This window comes from Shinella sp. CPCC 101442, from assembly GCF_024704725.1.
In the GTDB taxonomy this organism is placed as follows: domain Bacteria; phylum Pseudomonadota; class Alphaproteobacteria; order Rhizobiales; family Rhizobiaceae; genus Shinella.
On record NZ_JALIQS010000001.1, the window covers coordinates 1,057,270 to 1,080,145 of the forward strand.

Annotated in this window: 19 protein-coding genes and 1 riboswitch; of the genes, 14 read left to right on the forward strand and 5 right to left on the reverse strand. The window is 63.2% G+C overall.

Annotation, left to right across the window (positions count from 1 at the left end):
* Positions 1 to 15: 15 nt before the first annotated feature.
* The 4 genes from MUO32_RS04845 to MUO32_RS04860 form a co-directional block, all read right to left on the reverse strand.
* Positions 16 to 1,296, reverse strand: a complete 1,281-nt coding sequence (locus tag MUO32_RS04845; protein ID WP_257947087.1) for an ArgE/DapE family deacylase — start codon at positions 1,294 to 1,296, stop codon at positions 16 to 18.
* Positions 1,297 to 1,369: 73 nt separating this feature from the next.
* Positions 1,370 to 2,743: an aspartate aminotransferase family protein gene (locus MUO32_RS04850; RefSeq protein WP_257947088.1), complete on the reverse strand. Its 1,374-nt coding sequence runs from the start codon at positions 2,741 to 2,743 to the stop codon at positions 1,370 to 1,372.
* A gap of 34 nt (positions 2,744 to 2,777) precedes the next feature.
* Positions 2,778 to 4,274, reverse strand: a complete 1,497-nt coding sequence (locus tag MUO32_RS04855; protein ID WP_257947089.1) for an NAD-dependent succinate-semialdehyde dehydrogenase — start codon at positions 4,272 to 4,274, stop codon at positions 2,778 to 2,780.
* Positions 4,275 to 4,390: 116 nt separating this feature from the next.
* Complete coding sequence (locus MUO32_RS04860) at positions 4,391 to 4,873, reverse strand: Lrp/AsnC family transcriptional regulator (RefSeq protein ID WP_257947090.1); 483 nt, start codon at positions 4,871 to 4,873, stop codon at positions 4,391 to 4,393.
* A gap of 66 nt (positions 4,874 to 4,939) precedes the next feature.
* Here MUO32_RS04860 and MUO32_RS04865 point away from each other — a divergent pair, with 66 nt between their 5' ends.
* From MUO32_RS04865 to MUO32_RS04915, 11 genes are all read left to right on the forward strand, one after another.
* Complete coding sequence (locus tag MUO32_RS04865; RefSeq protein WP_257947091.1) at positions 4,940 to 6,361, forward strand: PLP-dependent aminotransferase family protein; 1,422 nt, start codon at positions 4,940 to 4,942, stop codon at positions 6,359 to 6,361.
* A 122-nt stretch (positions 6,362 to 6,483) separates the two neighbouring features.
* On the forward strand, positions 6,484 to 7,269 hold the full coding sequence (gene ehuA / locus MUO32_RS04870; RefSeq protein WP_257947092.1) for an ectoine/hydroxyectoine ABC transporter ATP-binding protein EhuA: 786 nt from the start codon (positions 6,484 to 6,486) through the stop codon (positions 7,267 to 7,269).
* A gap of 63 nt (positions 7,270 to 7,332) precedes the next feature.
* Complete coding sequence (gene ehuB, locus MUO32_RS04875; protein WP_257947093.1) at positions 7,333 to 8,184, forward strand: ectoine/hydroxyectoine ABC transporter substrate-binding protein EhuB; 852 nt, start codon at positions 7,333 to 7,335, stop codon at positions 8,182 to 8,184.
* Positions 8,185 to 8,256: 72 nt separating this feature from the next.
* Entirely contained in the window at positions 8,257 to 8,916 is a 660-nt protein-coding gene (gene ehuC / locus MUO32_RS04880; protein WP_257947094.1) for an ectoine/hydroxyectoine ABC transporter permease subunit EhuC, read from the forward strand.
* Positions 8,917 to 8,918: 2 nt separating this feature from the next.
* On the forward strand, positions 8,919 to 9,581 hold the full coding sequence (gene ehuD / locus MUO32_RS04885; RefSeq protein ID WP_257947095.1) for an ectoine/hydroxyectoine ABC transporter permease subunit EhuD: 663 nt from the start codon (positions 8,919 to 8,921) through the stop codon (positions 9,579 to 9,581).
* Positions 9,581 to 10,357, forward strand: a complete 777-nt coding sequence (gene eutA / locus MUO32_RS04890) for an ectoine utilization protein EutA (protein WP_257947096.1) — start codon at positions 9,581 to 9,583, stop codon at positions 10,355 to 10,357. Before ehuD ends, eutA begins: the two co-directional genes overlap by 1 nt.
* Positions 10,358 to 11,362 (forward strand): hydroxyectoine utilization dehydratase EutB, encoded by a 1,005-nt coding sequence (gene eutB / locus MUO32_RS04895; protein WP_257947174.1) that lies wholly within the window; start codon positions 10,358 to 10,360, stop codon positions 11,360 to 11,362.
* Positions 11,359 to 12,351, forward strand: coding sequence for an ectoine utilization protein EutC (gene eutC, locus MUO32_RS04900; RefSeq protein WP_257947097.1), 993 nt, complete (start codon positions 11,359 to 11,361; stop codon positions 12,349 to 12,351). The genes eutB and eutC overlap by 4 nt, the downstream gene beginning before the upstream one ends.
* 34 nt (positions 12,352 to 12,385) lie before the next feature.
* Positions 12,386 to 13,567 (forward strand): ectoine hydrolase DoeA, encoded by a 1,182-nt coding sequence (gene doeA / locus MUO32_RS04905; protein ID WP_257947098.1) that lies wholly within the window; start codon positions 12,386 to 12,388, stop codon positions 13,565 to 13,567.
* A gap of 3 nt (positions 13,568 to 13,570) precedes the next feature.
* Positions 13,571 to 14,566: a N(2)-acetyl-L-2,4-diaminobutanoate deacetylase DoeB gene (gene doeB, locus MUO32_RS04910; protein ID WP_257947099.1), complete on the forward strand. Its 996-nt coding sequence runs from the start codon at positions 13,571 to 13,573 to the stop codon at positions 14,564 to 14,566.
* A gap of 177 nt (positions 14,567 to 14,743) precedes the next feature.
* Positions 14,744 to 16,615 (forward strand): calcium-binding protein, encoded by a 1,872-nt coding sequence (locus MUO32_RS04915; RefSeq protein ID WP_257947100.1) that lies wholly within the window; start codon positions 14,744 to 14,746, stop codon positions 16,613 to 16,615.
* A gap of 283 nt (positions 16,616 to 16,898) precedes the next feature.
* On the opposite strand, the gene MUO32_RS04920 is transcribed toward MUO32_RS04915, so the two are convergent.
* Positions 16,899 to 17,357 carry an Lrp/AsnC family transcriptional regulator gene (locus MUO32_RS04920; protein ID WP_257947101.1) on the reverse strand — a complete coding sequence of 153 codons (459 nt, stop codon included), beginning with the start codon at positions 17,355 to 17,357 and terminating at the stop codon, positions 16,899 to 16,901.
* A gap of 128 nt (positions 17,358 to 17,485) precedes the next feature.
* Between MUO32_RS04920 and MUO32_RS04925 the strand changes: the two genes are divergently transcribed.
* The 3 genes from MUO32_RS04925 (at position 17,486) to metE (ending at position 22,875) form a co-directional block, all read left to right on the forward strand.
* Entirely contained in the window at positions 17,486 to 18,769 is a 1,284-nt protein-coding gene (locus MUO32_RS04925; RefSeq protein ID WP_257947102.1) for a cystathionine gamma-synthase family protein, read from the forward strand.
* 174 nt (positions 18,770 to 18,943) lie between these two features.
* A complete protein-coding gene (locus MUO32_RS04930; RefSeq protein WP_257947103.1) occupies positions 18,944 to 20,173 on the forward strand; it encodes an aromatic ring-hydroxylating dioxygenase subunit alpha in 1,230 nt (409 codons plus the stop codon).
* Between the two features lie 53 nt (positions 20,174 to 20,226).
* Positions 20,227 to 20,441: riboswitch (cobalamin riboswitch) on the forward strand.
* Positions 20,442 to 20,541: 100 nt separating this feature from the next.
* Entirely contained in the window at positions 20,542 to 22,875 is a 2,334-nt protein-coding gene (metE, locus tag MUO32_RS04935) for a 5-methyltetrahydropteroyltriglutamate--homocysteine S-methyltransferase (RefSeq protein WP_257947104.1), read from the forward strand.
* Position 22,876: the final 1 nt, after the last annotated feature.

The following is a 22,876-nucleotide window of genomic DNA, read 5'->3' on the forward strand; positions in this document are numbered from 1 at the left end:
GGCAGAGGGCGGACATCACACCCTTTCGGTAACGCCGCACCAATCCGCGGTGAAAAGGGCAAGGGTCTTTGTGACGCGCTTCAGGGAAGAGAGGCTGACACGCTCGTCGATGCCGTGAATGTTTTCCGAGATGGGACCATAGACGAGCGAGGGGATGTTGCCGTGAACAGAGAAGACGGCCGCGTCGAGATAGCAGGCCATGACATAGGCGCTGAGGTTCGCGCCGGCATGGGTGGCGGCGTGAGCACTACGCAATGCCTCTTCGGCGGCGGTGCCTTCCGCAAGCTCGTAGCCCGCATGCATCACGCCGACCCAGGTGAGGGTGACGAGGCGCTCGCCGGCGAAGGCCGGGTCTTCGGTTTGTATCCGTTCCAGAAATGCTTCGACTTCGGCCGCACGGGCCTTCGGGTCCTCGCCGGGATAGAAACCTATCCGCCCTTCAGCGACGCAGTCGCTCGGGATCGAGGCGATCCAGTCGCCGCCTGAAATCGTGCCGATCGTCAGTGCGACAGGGTTGGCGAGGTCCTCGAACCAGCGCTTGCCTTTCCGTTCGGCGATCCACTGACCTTCGAGTGTCCGCAGGTGGCCGATGAGGCGGACCATCAAATCGATGGCGCTCTGGCCGGATTCGGGTTCGCGCGGATGGGCGGGGCGCCCGCGTGTTTCCAGCCGGAACTTGATGACGCCGGCATTGGCGCGTACGAGCTGTTCGTCGGTCGGCTCGGGGCTGAGTACCGCGTCCGCGGTGAAGCCGAGGGAGAAAGCCGTAGCGGCGCCGTTGCCGGTGATTTCCTCTTCGACGACGGATTGGACCTGAACATCGCCAAGCAGGAACAGACCGGCTTGCGCAATGGCGTCGAGGGCGAAGATCGACGCGACGAGCCCCGCCTTCATGTCGCCCGCGCCGCGCCCGTAAAGCCAGTCGCCATCCCGTCGCGGTTCGAAAGGCTTGGATGTCCACCGGTATTCGCTTCCGGCCGGAACGACATCGACATGGGAATTGAAGGCAAGCGAGCGTCCCCCGCTCGCACCGGGCTTGCGACCAACGACGTTCCAGCTTTCGTCATAACCGACCGTCGCCGGCGAAAAGGCCGGATGCCGGCCGATCTGGGCGGCATCGGTGCGGAAGCGGCTGACGTCGAAGCCGCGTTCCTTCAGCGCCGCCTCGATGAAATCCTGCGCGCCGGTCTCCTCGTTGCGCAGGGATTTGAAGCGAACCAATCTTTCCAGAAACAGGACCTGATCGTCGAAAAGCCGATCGACGGCGTTGAGAATACGGTCGTGCGCGGATGTCATGGCGGGCCTTGGATGGAATTGCAGGATATTGGCTGACGGGGCAACCTAGCCGCTGCCCCGTCCGTTTCAAGTCTCAGCCGAGAACGGCCTTCACGGCGTCCGCCGCTGCCTTCACGACGATGTCGGCCTCTTCGCGGGTGAGGCAGAGCGGCGGTGCGAAACCGAGAATGTCGCCCTGCGGCATGGCGCGGCCGATGACGCCGCGCTCGAGGAGGGCGGCCGATACCTGCGGGCCGATCTTCCTTGCAGGATCGAAGAAGGCACGGTCGTCCTTGTCTTCGACAAATTCGACGGCCGCCATCAGGCCATCGCCGCGCACGTCGCCGACATGTTTGTGATCGCCGAGCGCCTTGGCCAGTTCGCCACGAAAATAGGCCCCCGTCGACCCGGCGTTCTCCACGAGACCGAGTTCGTCGATGAGCTCGAGATTGGCGACACCGGCGGCGGCGCAGATCGGATGTGACGAATAGGTCCAGCCGTGGCCGATGGCGCCAAGTTCATCGGAACCCTGCACCAGCACCTGCCAGACCTTGTCGGAAACGACGGTGCCGGAAAGCGGCGCATAGGCGGAGGTGAGGCCCTTGGCGATGGTGATCAGCGCCGGTTTCATGCCGTAATGGTCCGATCCGAACATCGTGCCGAGGCGGCCGAAGCCGGTGACGACCTCGTCGGCGACGAGCAGGATGTCGTATTTGTCGAGCACGGCCTGGATCTTCTGCCAATAACCCTTGGGCGGCGGCACGATGCCGCCCGTGCCCAGGATCGGCTCGCCGATGAAGGCTGCGACCGTCTCCGGCCCTTCGGCAAGGATCATGTCCTCCAGCTTGTCGGCGCAATATTGCGAGAACTGCTCCTCGTCCATGGAGCGATCCGGGCGGCGGAAGAAGTAGGGCGCTTCCGTATGCAGGATCGGTGTGCGCGGCAGGTCGAAGGCGTTGTGGAAGAGGTGGAGACCGGTCAGCGATCCCGTCATGACCCCCGAACCATGATAGCCGCGCCAGCGCGAGATGATCTTCTTCTTTTCCGGCCGGCCGAGCACGTTGTTGTAGTACCAGATCAGCTTGATGTTCGTCTCGTTGGCATCCGAGCCGGAGAGGCCGAAATAGACGCGGCTCATGCCTTCGGGCGCACGGTCGATGATCATCTTGGACAGAGTGATCGAGGCTTCCGTGCCGTGGCCGACATAGGCGTGGTAATAGGCGAGATTTTTCGCCTGCTCGGCGATCGCATCGGCAATCTTCTGGCGACCGTAGCCGACATTGACGCAATAGAGCCCGGCAAAGGCGTCGAGGCTCGTCTTGCCGGTCGTGTCGGTGATGTAGACCCCTTCGCCACCGCCGATGACGCGCGTCGGCGTCTCGCCGCGGGCGTGCATGCCCATATGGGTGGAGGGGTGGAAGAAGTGGTCGCGGTCCCAGGCGGTGAGTTCGTTGTTTCCGTCGGACATGGTCTTTCCTTTCGCGTGTTCGTTGGCGCCGGAATCAGGCTGCCGTATCGATGCAGAGATATTTGAGTTCGGTGAAGGCCTCCATGCCGTGGCGCGAGCCCTCGCGGCCGAGGCCGGATTGTTTCCAGCCGCCGAAGGGGATCGGGCCGCCGGTGATCTTCACGCGGTTGACTGCCACCATGCCGTATTCCAGCGCCCGGGCAAGACGCATCTGGCGTGCACCATTTTCGGTGACGACATAGGCGACGAGGCCGTATTCCGTGTCGTTGGCGCGGCTGACCACCTCCGCCTCGCTGTCGAAGACAGCTATGGCCGCGACCGGGCCGAAGGTCTCTTCACGCATAATCAGCGCATCGTCGGAAACATCTGTCAGCAGTGTCGGCTCGAAGAAGAGCGACCCGGCCTTGTGGCGCTTGCCACCGGTCAGAAGCTTCGCCCCGTGCCCTAGCGCGTCGGCGACCTGTTCCTCCACCTTGGCGATGGCGCGTTCATGCATCAGCGGGCCGATCTCGACGCCGGCCTCCAGCCCGGCGCCAACCTTCAGGGCTTCGATGCGAGCCTTGAATGCCTTTGTGAAGGCCGCGAGGGCGGGGCGTTCGACATAGATGCGATTGGCGGCGAGGCAATCCTGGCCTGATGTCGCAAACTTGGCGTTGACGGCAATATCGGCCGCCTTGTCGATATCAGCATCGGCAAAGACGATCAGCGGCGCGTGGCCGCCGAGCTCCATGACGAGCCGCTTCATGGTGGGGGCGCACTGGGCGGCAATCAATTTGCCGATCTCCGTCGAGCCGGTGAAGCTCATGGCGCGGATGCGTGCATCGGCATTCATGCGGCCGACGATGGTTGCTGCATCGCCGGTCACGACGTTGAACACTCCGGCGGGAAGGCCGGCGCGCTCACCGAGTTCGGCAAGCGCCAAAGCCGAAAGCGGCGTCTCGCTGGAAGGATGAGCGACGACGGTGCAGCCGGCGGCGAGTGCCGCAGCGGCCTTGCGGGTGATCATGGCGCAGGGGAAATTCCAAGGCGTGACGATGCCCACGACGCCGAGCGCCTCGCGGCGCACGATCATTTCAGCTCCGGGCAGGTGGCTGGTGACGCTCTCGGCGTTGAGGCGCTTTCCTTCCTCGGCATACCACTCGATGAAGGAGGCAGCGTAGTCGATCTCGCCGCGGGATTCGGCAAGCGGCTTGCCCTGTTCCAGCGTCATCAGCAGCGCGAGATCCTCGCGATGCTCCAGCATCAGGCCGTGCCATTTGCGCAGGATCGCGCCGCGCTGTTGCGGCAGCATATCCCGCCAGGCGGGAAAGGCCTCGCTTGCGGCCGAGATGGCCTCGCCCGTCTGCTCGGCATCGAGGGATGCGACCCAGGCGAGCGCGGCATTCGACGCGGGGTCCTTGACCTCGAAACTCGCACCATCCTGGCCGGCGATCCAGCGACCGCCGGCATAGGAGAGTTCGCGCAGCAGGTGCGGGTCGGCAAGGCGGGCAAGCGCGTCGTGAAAAGTCGTGCGGGCAAATAGAGCGGTCATGTCGGCCTCCTCTGGGATGGGGAGGAGTTTGTCAGAGGACGGGCGGCAGATTCTCTATTGCAGCGGCTGAGGGCAGAGATTTTGACCAAAGGTGCCGGCGGCCGTAGACAATCTCTCTATCCTGCGGTGGGAAGCAGGCTTGCAAGCGGCAGGACCGTTTCCTCCTTCACCGTCTTGGTGACGATGTAGGTGAAGTAGCGGTCGATGCCGAGCTCGCGGTCGAGCAGGCTGTCGACGAGGCGCTGATAGGCGTCGATATCGGCCGTCATGATCTTCAGAATGTAATCGACGCCGCCGCCGACCGACCAACAGGCGACGATTTCCGGCGTTGCCGCGACCGCGCGTTCAAATCGCTCGAAATCCGCCTGACGGTGGTTGGCGAGCGTCACCTCCATCATCACGCTTGCGACCGGCGCCAGGCGCCGCACCGCGACCCTTGCATGATAGCCCGAGACGATGCCCGCCTTTTCCAGCTTGCGCAGGCGCAGCCAGCAAGGCGTCGGCGACAGGCCCGCCTTTTCCGCCAGCGCCAGCTTCGTGATGCGCCCGTTCTCCTGGATGGCTTCCAGGATGCGCAGGTCTATGGCGTCGAGTTTCATGCGGTCGCCCTCCGGGCGGATATCATGTCAAATGAGGGAAAAAGACAATGGAAAGGCATTTTTGCGTTGTCAATTGAACTGAATTTGAGCACTGTCGAAATCATGACAAATTGGCGTCCCGATATATCCCAATTGCGCCGGCCGGCCTACCTCTCCCTCGCCGAGCAGATCGCCCGCGCCATCCAGGAAGGGCTGTTGCCGAACGGTACACGCCTCCTGCCACATCGCAAGCTCGCCGACGACCTCAAACTCTCCGTGCAGACCGTGAGCCGCGCCTATGACGAGCTGATCCGCCGCGGCCTCATCTCCGGCGAAATCGGCCGTGGCTCCTTCGTGCAGACCCGGCCGAAGGAGCCGGAGCCGCCCTATCTCCCCGAGCGTCTCGGGGAACTGGTCGACCTGTCGATCCTGAAGCCCGTCTGCGAGCAGCTCCATCTGGAGCGCATGCGCGAGGCCTTCGGGTGGCTTGCGGAAAACCTGCCGTCGAGTTCGGCGCTTTCCTTCCGGCCGAACATGGTTTTCCCGCGCCACAAGGCCGTTGCAGCCGAATGGCTGGCCCGCTGCGGCCTCGATATTTCACCGCTCAACATCAACCTCACCAATGGCGCGACCTCTGGCATGACGGTCGCCCTGATGAGCGTAGCGCCCCCCGGCTCCACCGTCGCGACGGAGGCGATCAGCCATCACACGCTGGTGCCGCTCTCCACCTATCTCGGCCTGCATCTCCAAGGCCTGCCGATCGACCACGACGGCATGATCCCCGAAGCACTGGACGAAGCCTGCCGCACGGGCGTCATTCGCGCGGTCTTTCTGCAGCCTTCCGTCATCAATCCGACCGCCACGCTGATGAGCGCGGAGCGCCGGCAGGCACTGGCCGATGTCGCTCGGCGGCATGACATCGCGATCATCGAGAACGATATTCTGGGGCCGCTCGTGGAGCGCGAGGCGCCTCCGCTTGCCGCCTATGCGCCGGAGCGCACGCTCTACATCACCAGCTTCACCAAGATCACGGTGCCGGGCCTTCGCATCGGCTATCTCGCCGCTCCCGACCGCTATGTCGCGGCCGTCGCCAACCGCCACCTCGTCTCCAACTGGATGGCGACGCCGTCGATCGCCGAAATCGCCACGCGCTGGGTCAGCGACGGCACGGCCATGGAACTCGTGAACTGGCAGCGCCGGGCGCTGGCCGTGCGCCACGCCATCGCGGAGGAGGCATTTGCCGGCCTGCCCTGTCACGCGCATCCGCAGAGCCTTCATGTCTGGCTGCCGCTGCCGGAGGGCCATACGGAGGAGGGCTTCGTTTCGCAGGCCCGGCTGCGCGGCGTCGCGATCGCCCCCGGCTCGTCGTTCCGCACCTGCGATCAGCCCTGGCATCCGGCAGTGCGGATTTCGCTCGGCTCGACCACCGAGCAGGAACTTCGCACGGGGCTGGGCATTCTGGCCTCGCTGGCCAGCGGAAATCCCGAAGCACTGCTGCTTGCGATTTGATGGAAATGCTCGCCAATTGGGCGCCCGAAGAATAATTGTACTGATATTATTATTCGGATTGACATGATTTCTATCGCCGCGCATCGTTAGGCCATCACTTGTCTCAACAGGGAGAGACATGCATGGCCGCACCCATCATTCGCATTGACAACATCACGAAGCGCTACGGCCCGCTGACCGTGCTCGACGGGTTGTCGATGGAGGTGCTGCCGGGCGAAAAGCTCGCGCTCATCGGCCCATCCGGCTCGGGCAAGACGACGATCCTGCGCATTTTGATGACGCTGGAGGCGATCAGCGGCGGCCATATCGAGGTCGAGGGCGACCAGCTCTACCATATGCCCAAGAACGGGGGCCTTGTGCCGGCGGACGACCGCCACCTGCACCGGATGCGCGAGAAGATCGGCATGGTCTTTCAGCACTTCAATCTGTTTCCGCACAAATGCGTGCTCGACAATGTCACGCTCGCACCGATGCTGACCAAGGGCGTACCGAAGGCCGAGGCGCAGAAGCGGGCGATGGAGCTTCTCGACATGGTGGGCCTCGCCAACAAGGCGAAGAGCATGCCCGCCCAGCTGTCCGGCGGACAGAAGCAGCGTGTAGCCATCGCCCGCGCGCTCGCGCTTTCGCCGAAAATCATGCTGTTCGATGAGGTGACCTCGGCGCTTGACCCGGAACTGGTCGAGGAGGTGCTGAACGTCATGCGCAAGCTCGCCGCCGAGACCGACATGACCATGCTGCTGGTCACCCACGAAATGGGCTTCGCCCACGACTTTGCCGACCGCATCCTGTTCTTCGACCGCGGCAGGATCGTCGAGGAAGGCAAGCCGGACGAGATTTTCCGCAATCCCAAACAGGAACGAACACAGACGTTCCTGCGCAAGATCATCGCGGCCGGGCACCGCGTCTGAAGGGCTTCCTTCGGAAACCTGCTCCAAGCAACAACCAGGGAACAGCCAGAGGAGTTCGCAACAATGAGCATCAGGACAATTTTGACCATGGCCGCCGGCGCGACCGCGCTGATGGCAGCAATCGCCGCCACACCCGCTTTCGCCGATGACGCGAAGCTGGAAGAACTGAAGGCGCAGGGATTTGCGCGTGTCGCCATCGCCAACGAGCCGCCCTTCACGGCGGTTGCCGCAGACGGCAAGGTGTCGGGTGCGGCACCCGATGTCGCCCGCGAAGTGTTCAAGCGCCTCGGCGTCGCCGACATCGTCGCATCGATCTCGGAATACGGCGCGATGATCCCCGGCCTTCAGGCCGGTCGTCACGACGTCATCACCGCCGGCCTCTTCATGAAGCCGGAGCGCTGCGCGGCTGTCGCCTATTCCGAGCCGATCCTCTGCGACGCCGAGGCGTTTGCACTGAAGAAGGGCAATCCGTTGAAGCTCAAGAGCTACAAGGACATCGCCGACAATCCGGATGCCAAGATCGGCGCGCCGGGCGGCGGTACGGAAGAAAAGCTGGCGCTCGAGGCCGGCGTACCCCGCGACCGCGTCATCGTCGTGCCCGATGGCCAGAGTGGCCTGAAAATGCTGCAGGATGGCCGCATCGATGCCTATTCGCTGCCGGTTCTCTCGATCAACGACCTCGTCGCCAAGGCGAACGATCCTGAAATCGAAGTCGTCGCTCCCGTCGAGGGGGCTCCCGTCTACTGCGATGGCGCGGCCTTCAGGAAGGGTGACGAGGCGCTGCGTGACGCCTTCGACGTGGAACTCGCCAAGCTGAAGGAGAGCGGCGAGTTCGCCAAGATCATCGAGCCCTACGGTTTTTCCGCCAAGGCTGCGATGTCGACGAGCCGCGACAAGCTCTGCGCTGCCAAATAGGCGCCGCACCGCAAACCGTCCTCTCCCCGGTGCGGGGAGGGGACAGCCAATCCTTTTGCACACGGAAACACCATGACCGACTGGTCCGGCTACATAGGGTTGATACTGCAAGGCGCGCTCGTGACGTTGCAGCTCACCGTCATGGGTTCGGTGCTCGCCGTCATCATGGCGTTTCTCGCCGGTCTCGGCCGCGTCAGCCGCTTCACGGCGGTCCGGGTGCTGGCCACGACCTATATCGAATTCTTCCGGGGCACCTCGATCTTCGTCCAGCTCTTCTGGGTCTATTTCGTGCTGCCCTTTGCCGGTGTCACGCTGTCGCCGTTGCAGGCCGGCGTGCTGGCCCTGGGGCTGAATGTCGGCGCATACGGCGCCGAGGTCGTGCGCGGCGCGGTCAAGGCAATCGGCCGCGAGCAGCGCGAGGCGTGCATCGCGCTCAACCTGACGCGTGGGCAGGCGATGCGCCACGTCATCCTGCCCCAGGCGCTGCCGCTGATGCTGCCGACCTTCGGCAACAATGCAATCGAACTGCTGAAAGGCACGGCCGTCGTCTCGCTGATCTCGCTGACCGACATGACGTTCCAGGCGCAGGTGGTGCGCGCGCAGACTGGCAGCACGCTGATCCCCTTCGCCGTCATCCTCATGCTCTACTTCCTGATGGCACTCGCCATTTCCCATGGCATGCGCTGGCTGGAGCGCCGGGTCACCCGCGGTCTCGATGGTGTGAGGAGCTGACGATGGAATGGGACTGGAATTTCGTCTGGCAGATCATGCCGACCCTCATCGACGGGCTGAAGATCACCATTCTGGCGACCGTGCTCGGAGCCGCAGTCGCAGCGGTCGTCGGCCTTCTCTTCGCCATCCTGCGCATGACCGCGCCGAAGCCGATCGCGAGGGTAACGAGCTTCATCGTGGAGTTCATTCGCGGCACGCCGCTGCTGGTGCAGCTCTATTTCATCTTCTACGTGCTGCCCGACATCGGCATCCGCCTGCCGGCACTGCTTGCCGGCGTCATCGGGCTCGGCCTGCACTACGGCACCTATGCGGCGGAAGTCTACCGCGCCGGCATCGAGAACGTGCCGCGCGGACAGTGGGAAGCCGCCAAGGCGACGAACCTCACCGGCCGGCAGACCTGGATCCACGTCATCCTGCCACAGGCGATCCCGCCGATGATCCCCGCGCTCGCCAACTATCTCATCGCCATGTTCAAGGAGACGCCCTTGCTCTCGGCTATTACCGTGCTGGAACTGATGAACCAGGCGAAGAGCGTCGCCAACAGCAGCTACCGCTACATCGAGCCGATGACGCTGGTCGGGGTGTTCTTCCTGGTCATGAGCCTGATTTCCGTCGTCTTCCTGCGCTGGCTGGAGGAACGATACGCCCGAATGGAGGAACGCTGATGCAGACGCTCGATCTTACGCTGGCCTCGCATGCGCCAAAACTGGACGACCGGCCGCTGGCAAAGCGTATCGGCCTGATCATTCTTGCGACCGACCATACGACGGAAGTGGATTTTCATCGCATGGTGGCAAGCGACAGGATCGGCGTCTACGCGACCCGTATCCCCTATGCCAACCCGGTGACGCCAGAAAATTTGCGTGCGATGCAGCCGTCGCTGACATCCGGTGCCGCGCTCATCCTGCCGGATGAGCCGCTCGATGTCGTCATGTATTCCTGCACGTCCGCCTCCGTTGTGATCGGCGATGCCGAGGTCAAGGCCGCGGTCAGGGCGGCAAAGCCCACCGCCACGGTCGTGACGCCCACCGCCGCCGCCGTTTCTGGCCTCAAGGCATTCGGCGCGAAACGCATATCGGTTCTCACGCCCTACACGATCGAAACCAGCAAGCCGATGGCCGATTACTTCCTGGCGCTCGGCTTCGACATCGCCCGCTTCACCTGCCTTGGCCTAACGGATGATCGCGAGATGGCGCGGATTTCTCCGCAAGAGATCGTCGCGTTTGCGAAGGAGGCGACCGCACCTGACAGCGATGCGTTGTTCATTTCCTGCACCGCGGTACGGGCAGCAGGTGTGGCGGCGGAGATCGAGGCCGCCATCGGCAAGCCCGTCGTCACCAGCAACCTCGCAACGGCCTGGATATGCCTGCGCCTGTGCGGCGACCAGGCTGTCCGGCCGGAGCTTGGCCGGCTGATGACGCTTGCCTATTCGGGGCGCTAAATCATGATCGACCTTCCCGTCACATTGCCTGACATCGAGCGCGCGGCCCGGCGCATCGAAGGGCGCGTGCTGCGCACGCCTTTCGTGCTTTCGGCTGTGCTCACCGAGCGCTGCGGCGTGCCCGTCGGCCTCAAGCTAGAACATCACCAGACGACCGGCAGCTTCAAGCTGCGCGGGGCCACAAACGTCGTGCTTTCGCTTTCGCCGGAAGAGCGTCTGCGGGGTGTCGTGGCCGCCTCCACGGGTAATCACGGCCGGGCGCTCACCCATGCCGCCAGGGCCGAAGGTTCGGTCGCGACGATCTGCATGTCGACGCTCGTACCCGAAAACAAGGTGGCCGAAATCCGCCGACTGGGCGCTGACGTCCGCATCGTCGGCGGGTCGCAGGATGAGGCGCAGACGGAAGTCGAGCGGTTGGTCGCGGAAGACGGCCTCGTCATGGTGCCGCCCTTCGACGATGTCGCCATCGTCGCCGGACAGGGCACGCTCGGGCTGGAGATTTTCGAGGCCATGCCTGACGTGGCGACGGTGCTTGTGCCGCTCTCGGGCGGCGGGCTCGCGGCGGGTGTCGCTGCGGCGGTGAAGGGACGAGCGCCCAGGACGCGCGTCATCGGTCTCACCATGGAACGCGGCGCGGCGATGAAGGCGAGCCTCGATGCCGGTAGGCCGGTTCAGGTCGAGGAGGTCGCAAGCCTCGCCGATTCCCTGGGCGGTGGCATCGGCCTTGGCAATGCCGTGACCTTTGCGATTTGCCATGCCCTGCTCGACGACGTGATCCTGCTCTCCGAAGCCGAGATCGCGGCCGGCATGCGGCACGCCTATTGCGAAGAGCGCGAGGTGATCGAGGGGGCGGGGGCGGTCGGCATCGCCGCCTTGCTTTCGGGCCGCCTTGGCCGGCTGGACGGCCCCGTGGCCGTAGTCCTCTCCGGCCGCAACGTGGACATGGCGCAACATCTGCGGGTCATCAATGGGAACGCCGATCCGTTCCGGGAGGAGGCGGCATGACGAGGATGAAGATACTGACCGAGGCGGAGTTGCGGCGCATCGTTCCGCTCGACCTCGAAGCCATCGCCTGCGTGGAGGAGGCGTTTCATGCGCTTGCCACCAAGGCCGTGGTCATGCCGCCGATCCTGCGGCTCGACATGCCCGAGCAACGCGCCGAGGTGGATGTGAAAACCGCCTATGTGCCCGGTCTCGACGGCTTCGCCATAAAGATCAGCCCCGGCTTCTTCGACAATCCGAAGCTCGGCTTGCCAAGCACCAATGGCTTGATGGTGCTGTTTTCCACGAAGACCGGCCTCGTGCAGGCAGTGCTGCTCGACAACGGTTATCTGACGGATGTGCGCACGGCCGCGGCCGGCGCCGTCGCCGCGCGATACCTTTCGCGCCCGGACGCCTCGGTCGCCACTATCTTCGGCGCAGGCATGCAGGCAAAATTGCAGCTCGAGGCCCTGAGCCTCGTGCGCTCCATCCGTGAAGCCCGCATCTGGGCACGTGAATTGGCGAAGGCCGAGGCGATTGCGGCGGAATTGACGGTAAAGCTGGGCTTCCCGGTAGGGGCCGAGGCCGATGGCAAGGCTGCGGTCGATGGTGCCGACATCATCGTCACCACTACACCGTCGGAAACGCCGGTGCTCAAGGCCGAATGGCTTCAGCCCGGCCAGCACGTCACCGCGATGGGCTCGGATGCCGAGCACAAGAACGAGATCGAGCCGGCCGTCATCACCGGTGCCGGCCTCTATGTCGCCGACAGCCTGAAACAGACCCGTCGTCTCGGCGAACTGCACCATGCCATCGAAGCTGGCCTGGTGACGGACGGCGCGGTCTTCCCCGAACTCGGCGAGATCGTCGCCGGGCGTAAACCGGGCCGTAGCGGCCCCGATCAGATCACCGTGGCGGACCTTACCGGCACGGGCATCCAGGACACGGCCATCGCAACGCTCGCTGCCGCCCGGGCGGCAGCGGCGGGCGCCGGCACGACCTTCGAGAGTTGAGACCGGCTTTTCGCCGGGTACAGAGGAAAAACCGATGAAACAAGCGAACCTGAAGTTCTCACTTCCGGAGTATGAAACGCGTCTGCAAAAAACGCGGAAAGCCATGGAGGCCAAGGGCATCGATGTGCTGATCGTCAGCGATCCCTCGAACATGAACTGGCTGACGGGCTACGATGGCTGGTCCTTCTACGTGCACCAGTGTGTGGTGGTGCCGCCGACGGGCGAACCGATCTGGTACGGTCGCGGTCAGGACGCCAGCGGCGCAAAGTTCACCGCCTATCTGAAGCACGAGAACATCATCGGCTATCCCGACCATTATGTGCAGTCCACCGAGCGGCACCCGATGGACTACCTTTCGGCAAAGCTCTCGGAGCGGGGTCTCGACACGCTGACGATCGGCGTGGAAATGGACAATTACTGGTTTTCCGCCGCCGCCTTCGCCGCACTCGTCAAACACCTGCCGAATGCCCGCTTCGTCGATGCCACCGCGCTCGTCAACTGGCAGCGCGCCATCAAGAGCGAGACGGAAATCAAATACATGCGCAATGCCGCGAGGATTGTCGAAAAGATGCACGAGCGCATCTTCGACACGATCGAGGTGGGCATGCGCAAATGCGATCTCGTCGCAGAAATCTACGATGCCGGCACGCGCGGTGTCGATGGTATCGGCGGCGACTATCCGGCGATCGTACCGCTGCTCCCCTCCGGTGTCGAGGCGTCCGCACCGCATCTCACCTGGGACGACCGGCCGATGAAGTCAGGCGAAGGCACCTTCTTCGAGATCGCCGGCTGCTATCATCGCTATCACGTGCCGCTGTCGCGCACCGTCTTTCTCGGCAAGCCGACGCAGGCCTTTCTCGATGCGGAAAAGGCCACGCTCGAAGGCATGGAGGCCGGTCTCGAAAAGGCGCGGCCCGGCAATACCTGCGAGGATATCGCCAATGCCTTCTTCGCGGTGCTCAGGAAATACGGCATCGTGAAGGACAACCGCACGGGCTACGGCATCGGCGTTTCCTATCCGCCGGATTGGGGCGAGCGCACGATGAGCCTGCGCCCCGGCGACCGGAGCGAGCTGAAGCCGGGCATGACCTTCCACTTCATGACGGGCCTCTGGCTCGAGGACATGGGCTTCGAGACGACGGAGAGCATCCTGATCACCGAAACCGGCGTCGAGTGCCTTGCCAACGTACCGCGCAAGCTTTTCGTGAAGGATTGAGCCATGCGTGTCTCTCCCATCAGCCCGACGGTCGATTTTTCGGCCGAGGGCGTGCAGCACGGCTTTTTGCGCCTGCCCTACAGCCGGGACGATTCCGCCTGGGGCTCGGTGATGATCCCGGTGACGACGGTGAAAAACGGGGAGGGGCCGACGGCCCTTCTCACCGGCGGCAACCACGGCGACGAATATGAGGGACCGATCGCGCTCTTCGACCTCGCCCGGACGCTGAAGCCGGAGGACGTGACGGGCCGCGTCATCATCGTGCCGGCGATGAACTATCCGGCCTTCCTTGCCGGCACGCGCACCTCGCCGATCGACAGGGGCAATATGAACCGCAGTTTTCCCGGCGCGCCGGACGGTACGGTCACGCAAAAGATCGCCGACTACTTCCAGCGCACGCTGCTGCCGCTCGCCGATATCGTTCTCGACTTTCATTCGGGCGGCAAGACGCTGGATTTCCTGCCCTTCTGCGCCGCCCACATTCTGCCGGACAAGAAGCAGGAGGCAAAGGCCTTCGAACTCGTCAGCGCCTTCGGCGCCCCCTGGTCGATGAAGATGCTGGAGATCGATGCAGTCGGCATGTACGACACGGCGGCCGAGGAAATGGGTAAGGTCTTCGTCACCACCGAACTCGGCGGCGGCGGCACGGCGACAGCCAGGAGCGCCGGCATCGCCAAGACAGGCGTTGCGAATGTCTTGAAGGCCGCGGGTATCCTGAAGGGTGCCGTGGAGGGCGCGCAAACCACGTGGCTCGACATGCCCGACGGAAACTGCTTTTCCTTCGCCGAGGACGGCGGCCTGATCGAGCCTCTCTTCGATCTCGGCGACGCGGTGAGGAACGGTGACGCCGTCGCCCGTATCCATCCCGTCGGACGCACCGGTGCGGAGCCGCTGGATATCAAGGCGAAGATGGATGGTATCCTTGTTGCCCGCCACTTCCCGGGTCTCGTGAAATCCGGTGACTGCGTCAGCGTGCTCGCGACGATCGTTACGGAATGAACCCTTGGTGTAGCCGCACGGTTTCGGCTCGTCCCATTCGATGTTTACTGAAACAACTGAAACAATTTCGCACTCGAATCGAACTCGAACAGAAACAAAAACGAACGATAACCCTCCCATCCGATCGGCGTGAACCGACATGCGGATCTTCGAAACCAATGGGAAGGAGAATTTCAGATGGGTCAGTATCAAATCAAACTGGGATCCGGCGACAACAAGTGGGAAGCACCGGACGACGACAACTATTACATTGAAGGGGAGGGCGGAAACGACACGATCACCACCGGTAACGGCGACGATTACATCTATGGCGGCATCGGCAATGACATCATCAAATCCGGCGACGGCTATGACAGGGTCTATGGCGGCGATGGCAACGACGACATCCAGATTGGTGACTACGCATATTTCTTCCCGGCCGGGCAGGGTATCGTCTATGCGGGCAACGGCGACGACACCATCACCAACAACACCGACAGCAGCGCCAAGCTCTACGGCGAGGGTGGCAATGACAAGTTCATTCTCGGCGGCTACGGCAAGGCCTATGGCGGTGACGGCAACGACAGGTTCGACGTTGCTGACGTGAGCAGCAACTTCGCCATGGACCTCTATGGCGGTGCCGGCGACGACTACTACATCGACGTCGGCGGCGACTTCACCACCCATATCCACGAGGACGCCAATGGCGGCACCGACACCGTGCGCGTGCTGCTGGGCGTCGACTACAAGCTCGGCGCCAATGTCGAGAACCTCGAGGTAGACGGCTACGTCTACGAGGAAACCACGATGACGCTCGTCGATTTCGAAACGCCGGATGGCGGCGGCGAGCTGAAGGGCAACGATCTCGCGAACCGCATGACGGGTGCCGGACGCAGCGAGACCTTCCGTGGTGCTGGCGGCAATGACTACATCAGCGGCAAGGACGGACACGACAACCTTTTCGGAGACAGCGGCAACGACACGCTCCTGGGTGACGACGGCAAAGACAATCTCTATGGCGGCGCCGGCAACGACCACCTCAACGGAGGGCGCGATGCCGACCGTATCGACGGCGGCGATGGCAGCGACATCATCGACGGCGGCAGCGGCGCGGATACGATGTGGGGCGGCCTCGGCAACGACACCTATGTCATCGATACCCTCTCGGACAAGGCAATCGAAAACGGCGGCGGCGGTAGCGACAGGATCATCTCCAAGGTGGCGAGCTACACGATCGGCGACTATATCGAAAATCTCTCGCTTGGCGGTACCGGCGACCAGAGCGGCTACGGCAATCGCTACGACAACAGCCTCTCCGGCGGCAATGGCAACAACTACATCGACGGCCGTGCCGGCAACGACACGATCTTCGGCATCGGCGGCAACGATATGCTGCACGGCGGCGACGGCAACGACGGTATCGGTGGCGGCACCGGCGACGACATGATCTACGGCGAAAACGGCGACGATGCCCTCTATGGCCAGGACGGCGTCGATTTCATCTGGGGCGGCACCGGCAACGACAAGATCGACGGCGGTGCCGGCGGTGACGTCCTCAACGGCGAAAACGGCTATGACGAAGTATACGGTGGCGCTGGCAACGATTTCGTCAATGGCGGCGTCGGCATCGACCAACTCTGGGGCGGCGACGGAAACGACAAGATCGAGGGCGGTGCCGACATCGACGCCCTGCACGGTGACGCGGGCAACGACACGCTGGTCGGCGGTGCGCTCGGCGACAGCCTCTGGGGCGGCACCGGTGCCGACACGTTCAAGTTCAAATCCGTCTCCGACAGTGCGACCAGCGGATGGGACACGATCAAGGACTTCGAACGCGGCTTGGACAAGATCGACCTCTCTTCGATCGATGCCAACCTCACCGTCGCGGGCAACAACGCCTTCAGCTTCACGGCAGCCAAACCGGCAGACGCTTCCGCCGGCTCCCTGTGGACGACCAAGGCAAACGGCAACACGACGGTCTTCGGTGACCTCAACGGCGACGGTACGGCCGACTTCCGGATCGACCTGATCGGCATCAACGGCGTCTCCAGCTCGGATTTCCTGCTTTAAGGCCGCCTAACGCGGCATCGACGAAGAAGCCCCCCGCCGTGCGATCGCGGCGGGGGCTGAGGGCAACCCGGCCCAAGGTCACAATCGTCATTCGCGGGCGCTCGAAGCTGCCTTCGACGTTTGCGTCACGCGCCAAATCCACTTTCTCGAAGGGCTCCTGCGCGGGAATCATGGACTCGATCATCGAGATCTATCGCGCGCTGCCTCGCCACCGTTGCCGGTACCGATCTCATCGTCGATGACGGTTCGATTGACTTGTCGCGATGCGACCGGGTGATGCGTGTCAGAACCGCCGGGCCTTGATCGTATTCATCACAAAGCTGGTCTCGATGGTATCGACGCATTTCAGCTTGGCGATCTTGTCTTTGATGAAGCGCTCATAGTGATCGAGCCCGGCACTCATGACGGTCAGTACATAGTCGCGCGAGCCGGTGACGAGCCGGCATTCCAGCACCTCATCCCAACCCTGAACGGCCTCCTCGAACATGCGAATCTCGTCCTCATGCTGGCGGCTAAGACGGATCGAGGCGATGGCGGTCATCGTCCAGCCATCGACGGCAGGGTCGATGATGGCGGCGTAACCGCGGATGATGTTGCTCTCCTCGAGACGTCGCAGGCGACGAAGGCAGGCCGAGGCGGAAAGGCCGACGCGTTCGGCCAGTTCATTGTTGGTGATACGTGCGTCGCAGGACAGTTCCCGCAGGATGCGGCGGTCGATTTCGTCTGCAATTTTCTGCGGCATTTATGGCTTCGCTCCGCAATAATTTGTCATTAGACAACGTCATGGCGGGGTAGATTGCAAGAACACGCCGCGAATATTGATATAAATTGCGGTCACGCATTCGCGCCATTCAGCAAGGGAGATACCCGATGACCGCACCGCATCCGCCGAGAACCCATATCGGCAATCATGCCCTGCACCCCGAAACGCAGATGCTGAACTATGGTTACGACCCCGAGCTTTCCGAGGGCGCCGTCAAGCCGCCGGTCTTCCTGACCTCGACCTTCGTCTTCAAGTCGGCGGAAGACGGCCGGGATTTCTTCGACTATGTGTCGGGCCGCAAGGAGCCGCCGGAAGGCCGTGGCGCCGGTCTCGTCTATTCTCGCTTCAACCATCCGAACAGCGAGATCGTCGAGGATCGCCTGGCCGTCTACGAGCGGACGGAAAGCTGCGCGCTGTTTTCCTCGGGCATGTCGGCGATCGCCACGACGCTGCTCGCCTTCGTGCGGCCGGGCGATGCGGTGCTGCACTCCCAGCCGCTCTACGGCGGCAGCGAAACCCTGCTGGCGAAGACCTTCCTCAATCTCGGTGTTTCCGCCGTCGGATTTGCCGATGGCACCAACCAGGCCTCGATAGAGGCCGCGGCCGACGTCGCCATGCAGAAGGGCCGCGTGTCCGTCATCCTCATCGAAACGCCGGCAAACCCCACCAACAGCCTCGTCGATGTCGCGATGATCCGCCGGGTCGCCGATGCGATCGGGGAAAAGCAGGGCCATGTGCCGATCGTCGCCTGCGACAACACGCTGCTCGGGCCGGTCTTCCAGCGGCCTATCGAGTTCGGCGCGGATATCTCGCTCTACTCGCTGACGAAGTATGTCGGCGGCCATTCCGACCTCATTGCCGGAGCCGCACTCGGCCGCAAGGCGGTCATGAAGCAGGTCAAGGCGCTGAGAGGCGCCATCGGCACGCAGCTCGATCCGCATTCCTGCTGGATGCTCGGGCGCTCGCTCGAAACGTTGCAGATCCGCATGGAACGGGCCAACAGCAATGCGGCGACCGTCGCGGAATTCCTGCGCGACCATGCGAAGGTCGAGCAGATCCACTATCTGCCCTTCAACGACCCGGAATCGCCCGCCGGCCGCACCTTTGCCGCCCAGTGCAGCGGTGCGGGCTCGACCTTCTCCTTCGACATCAAGGGTGGCCAGCCGGCCTCGTTCAAGTTCCTGAATGCCCTGAAGATTTTCAAACTCGCCGTCAGCCTCGGCGGAACGGAATCGCTGGCATCGCATCCCGCGACGATGACGCATTCAGGAATCCCGGTCGACGTTCGCCAGCGCATCGGCGTGCTGGAATCCACCGTTCGCCTGTCGATCGGCATCGAGCATCCCGATGATCTGATTGCCGATTTGACTCTGGCGCTCGACGAGGCCTAGCCGCGGCGCGGCTTGTCGCCCAAGGCCGCGATTGCTCATTCGCGACATGAACCGGCCCTGGGCGCAAGCCAGTAATTGACATCATCGATTAATCGAGGTGATTTCGCTCTCTTGTCGGCGGGCGGGCACCCATAAATACTGTGTTGCAGAAAAAGTATTTTAGGGTCCCCGCGCATGGTACAGACGGCCGAATCCGTAATCGACATCTCAAATGACAGAATCGATCGCCTTGTTGGAGAGCACCGACCGGGTCACGGGCTTGCCCGATCATTCTACCAAGATGCGGATATCTACCGGCGCGACATGGAGCGTGTCTTCAGGCGGCACTGGCACTGCATCGCGCATGAGAGCGTGATCCCGAACGCCAATGACTTCGAGGTCTTCCGTATCGACACCGAACAGGTGATCGTCACGCGTGCGCCGGACGGCTCGGTCCATGCCGTGCTCAATGTCTGTCGCCATCGCGGCGCGGAGGTGTGCACCAAGCAGAAGGGCAATGCGCGCGTTTTCGTCTGTCCTTATCATGCCTGGACCTATGGCAATGACGGAAGCCTGCGTGCCGCGCGCCTGATGCCGAAGGATTTCAAGCGCGAGGACCATGGTCTGAAGACGCTGCATGTGCGCGTGGTCGAAGGCCTGATCTTCATCTGCTTCGCAGACCAGCCGCTGGATTTTTCCGAAGTGCAGAACCTGCTGCATGCGACCTGCGGCCAATATGGCTGGGCAAACGCCAAGGTCGCCTATCGCGAAACCTATCCGGTCGCGGCCAACTGGAAGCTGGCGGTGGAAAACTATGTCGAGTGTTATCACTGCGGCCCCGCGCACCCGGAATATTCGCAGACCCATGCACTGGAGCAGCCGCTGCACATGATCGAGGCGATGAATGCCGCGATGGAGCAGCGCACCTGCGAGCTCGGCATCGAAGTGGGCTCTGGCAACCATTGGCAGACCTCGCGCGAAGGGCGCGAGGCGATCCATGCCTTCCGCTACGCGCTCTATGAAGGCGTCGAGAGCGGCAGCGAGGACGGTAAGGCGGTCGCGCCGCTGATGGGCCGTTTCACCGATTTCGACGGCGGCGTCACCTCCATCCATCTCGGCGGCACGACCTTCCTCGTCTGCTACCCGGACCACGGCATGATCTACCGCTTCATTCCGAAGACGGCGGAGACCTGCGAGATGGAGCTGATCTGGCTCGTCGACGGCAAGGCGGAAGAGGGCACGGACTACGACCTCGAAAAGCTCACCTGGCTGTGGAAAGTCACGACGGCGGAAGACAAGGCGATCATCGAGCACACGGCGCGCGGCGTGCAGTCGCACTATTTCGTGCCTGGCCCCATCGCGCCGATGGAGCACAACGAGCTTCGCTACATCGACTGGTATCTCGACGAAATCAGCCGGGCATGAAAATAAAGATATAAACATTTCTTTATATCGCTTGACATTGACGCTGTTGTGGGACGAAATCCCAGCGTCATGGTTCCCTGGGGTGGTTTGCCGCTCCAGGGCTAAGAGGGAATCCGGTGCGTCGATCCGTCGGCAAAACCGGGGCTGCCCCCGCAACTGTAAGCGGCGAGTTGTTGTCCAGCGTGGTCACTGAGGCGAAAGCCTTGGGAAGACGGACAATAGCGACGACCCGCGAGCCAGGAGACCTGCCAGGACAAAATAACGTCCACGGGCGGGGTGTCCCGGTGGTTGCTGCAAGCCCGTCCATAATGGCGGCGTTCGCACGCGTCCGCTTTACCCATGCCCCCACAAACCAATGGGGTATGACAATGTCCAAGCAAACTCTCCCGGTCGCCTCCCTCGGCTTCCCGCGCATCGGTCGCCACCGCGAATTGAAGTTCGCGCTCGAAGGCTTCTGGTCCGGCAAAATCGCGGAAAACGACCTCCTCGAAGCGGCAACGAAATTGCGTGCCGAAAACTGGGTACTCCAGCGTGATCAGGGTGTCACACGGATTCCCTCCAACGATTTCTCCCTCTACGACCATGTGCTCGACATGGCCGTCATGGTCGGCGCTATCCCTGCGGCCTACCGCTGGAAGGGCGGTGCGGTGCCGCTATCCATCTATTTTGCCATGGCACGCGGCAGCCAGGGGGACGGCCATGCCGATTGCGGCCATGCGCATCACGGCCACGGCGTTCCGGCGCTTGAGATGACGAAGTGGTTCGACACGAACTACCACTACATGGTTCCGGAGGTCACCGAGGACCAGGATTTCACCCTGACGTCGCAGAAGCCGGTCGATCATTTCCTCGAAGCCAAGGCGCTCGGCATCCACACGCGGCCGGTCGTGCTCGGCCCCGTCACTTTCCTCAAGCTCGCCAAGGCGCGACCGTCTACGTTCAAGCCGCTCGATCTCCTGGCGAAACTGCTGCCGGTCTATGAAGAGCTGTTCCGCCGGCTCGCGGCGGCGGGTGCCGATTGGGTTCAGGTCGACGAACCGATCCTCGCGCTCGACCTCACCGAAGGCGAGCGCCATGCCTTCAAGGTCGCCTATGAAGCCCTCGACAAGGCCGCGCCCGGCCTCAAGGTGATGCTGGCGACCTATTTTGGCGCGCTGGCCGATAACCTCGCCGCCGTGACTGCCCTGCCGGTCGCCGGCCTGCATGTCGATCTGGCGCGCGCGCCGGACCAGCTCGACGTTGTCGTTCAGGCGGTGCGGGCCGATCAGATCCTGTCGATCGGCGTGATCGACGGGCGCAACGTCTGGCGGGCGGACCTCGCCGCCCTTCTCGAGCGGCTGGCGCCGGTTGTTTCCACACGCGGCGCGGATGCGGTGGAAGTCGCGGCCTCGTGCTCCCTGTTGCATGTGCCGATCGACCTTGGACAAGAAACCGCACTCGACGCCGACCTCAAAAGCTGGCTTGCCTTCGCGACACAGAAGCTCGGCGAGCTTTCGACCCTCGGCAAGGCCCTTGCGCAGGGCAGGGATGCCGTGCAGGAGGCATTGAACGATGCCTCGCAGGCTGTCGCCGCCCGCGCCATCTCGCCGAAAGTGACCGACCCGCTCGTGCAGGGCCGCATTGCCGGCATCGACGAGAGCATGAAGGCACGCGCGAGCGCCTTCGACGCGCGCCGTACCGTTCAGGCGGAGGCGATCCGGCTGCCGCTCTTCCCGACCACGACGATCGGTTCCTTCCCGCAGACGGACGAGGTGCGCAAGGCACGTTCCGCCCACGCGAAGGGCACCTTAAGCTACGCGGACTATGAGGCCTTCCTGCAGGAGGAAACGAAGGCCGCCATCCGCTGGCAGGAAGAGATCGGCCTCGACGTGCTGGTGCACGGCGAATTCGAGCGCAACGACATGGTGCAGTATTTCGGCGAGCAGCTTTCGGGTTTCGCCTTCACGCAGCATGCCTGGGTGCAGAGCTACGGCTCGCGTTACGTGCGCCCGCCGATCATCTTCGGCGACGTGTCACGGCCGAATCCGATGACCGTGCGCTGGTGGCAATATTCCCAGTCCCTCACCGACAAGCCTGTGAAGGGCATGCTCACAGGGCCGGTGACGATCCTCAACTGGTCGTTCGTGCGGGACGATATTCCGCGCAGCGAGACCTGCCGCCAGATCGCGCTTGCCATCCGCGACGAGGTTGCCGACCTCGAAAAGGCCGGTGCCAAGATGATCCAGATCGACGAAGCGGCCTTGCGCGAAGGCCTGCCGCTTCGCCACAAGGACTGGCGGCACTATCTCGACTGGGCGGTGGAATCCTTCCGGCTGTGCGCAAGTGGCGTGGCGGACGAGACCCAGATTCACACTCATATGTGCTATTCGGAGTTCAACGACATCATCTCGGCGATTGCCGCGATGGATGCGGACGTCATCTCCATCGAGACGTCCCGCTCGAAGATGGAGCTGCTCGATGCCTTCAGGAACTTCCAGTATCCGAACGAGATAGGCCCTGGAGTCTACGACATCCACTCGCCGCGCGTGCCTGAGGTCAAGGAGATGACCGACCTCCTGTCGCTCGCCCGGAAACGTCTTGACGACCGGCAGCTCTGGATCAATCCCGATTGCGGCCTGAAGACCCGCAAATGGGAGGAGGTCAGGCCGGCGCTCGTCAACATGGTCGCCGCCGCCGGTGAACTGCGCCGGGCCGCGCAGTGAG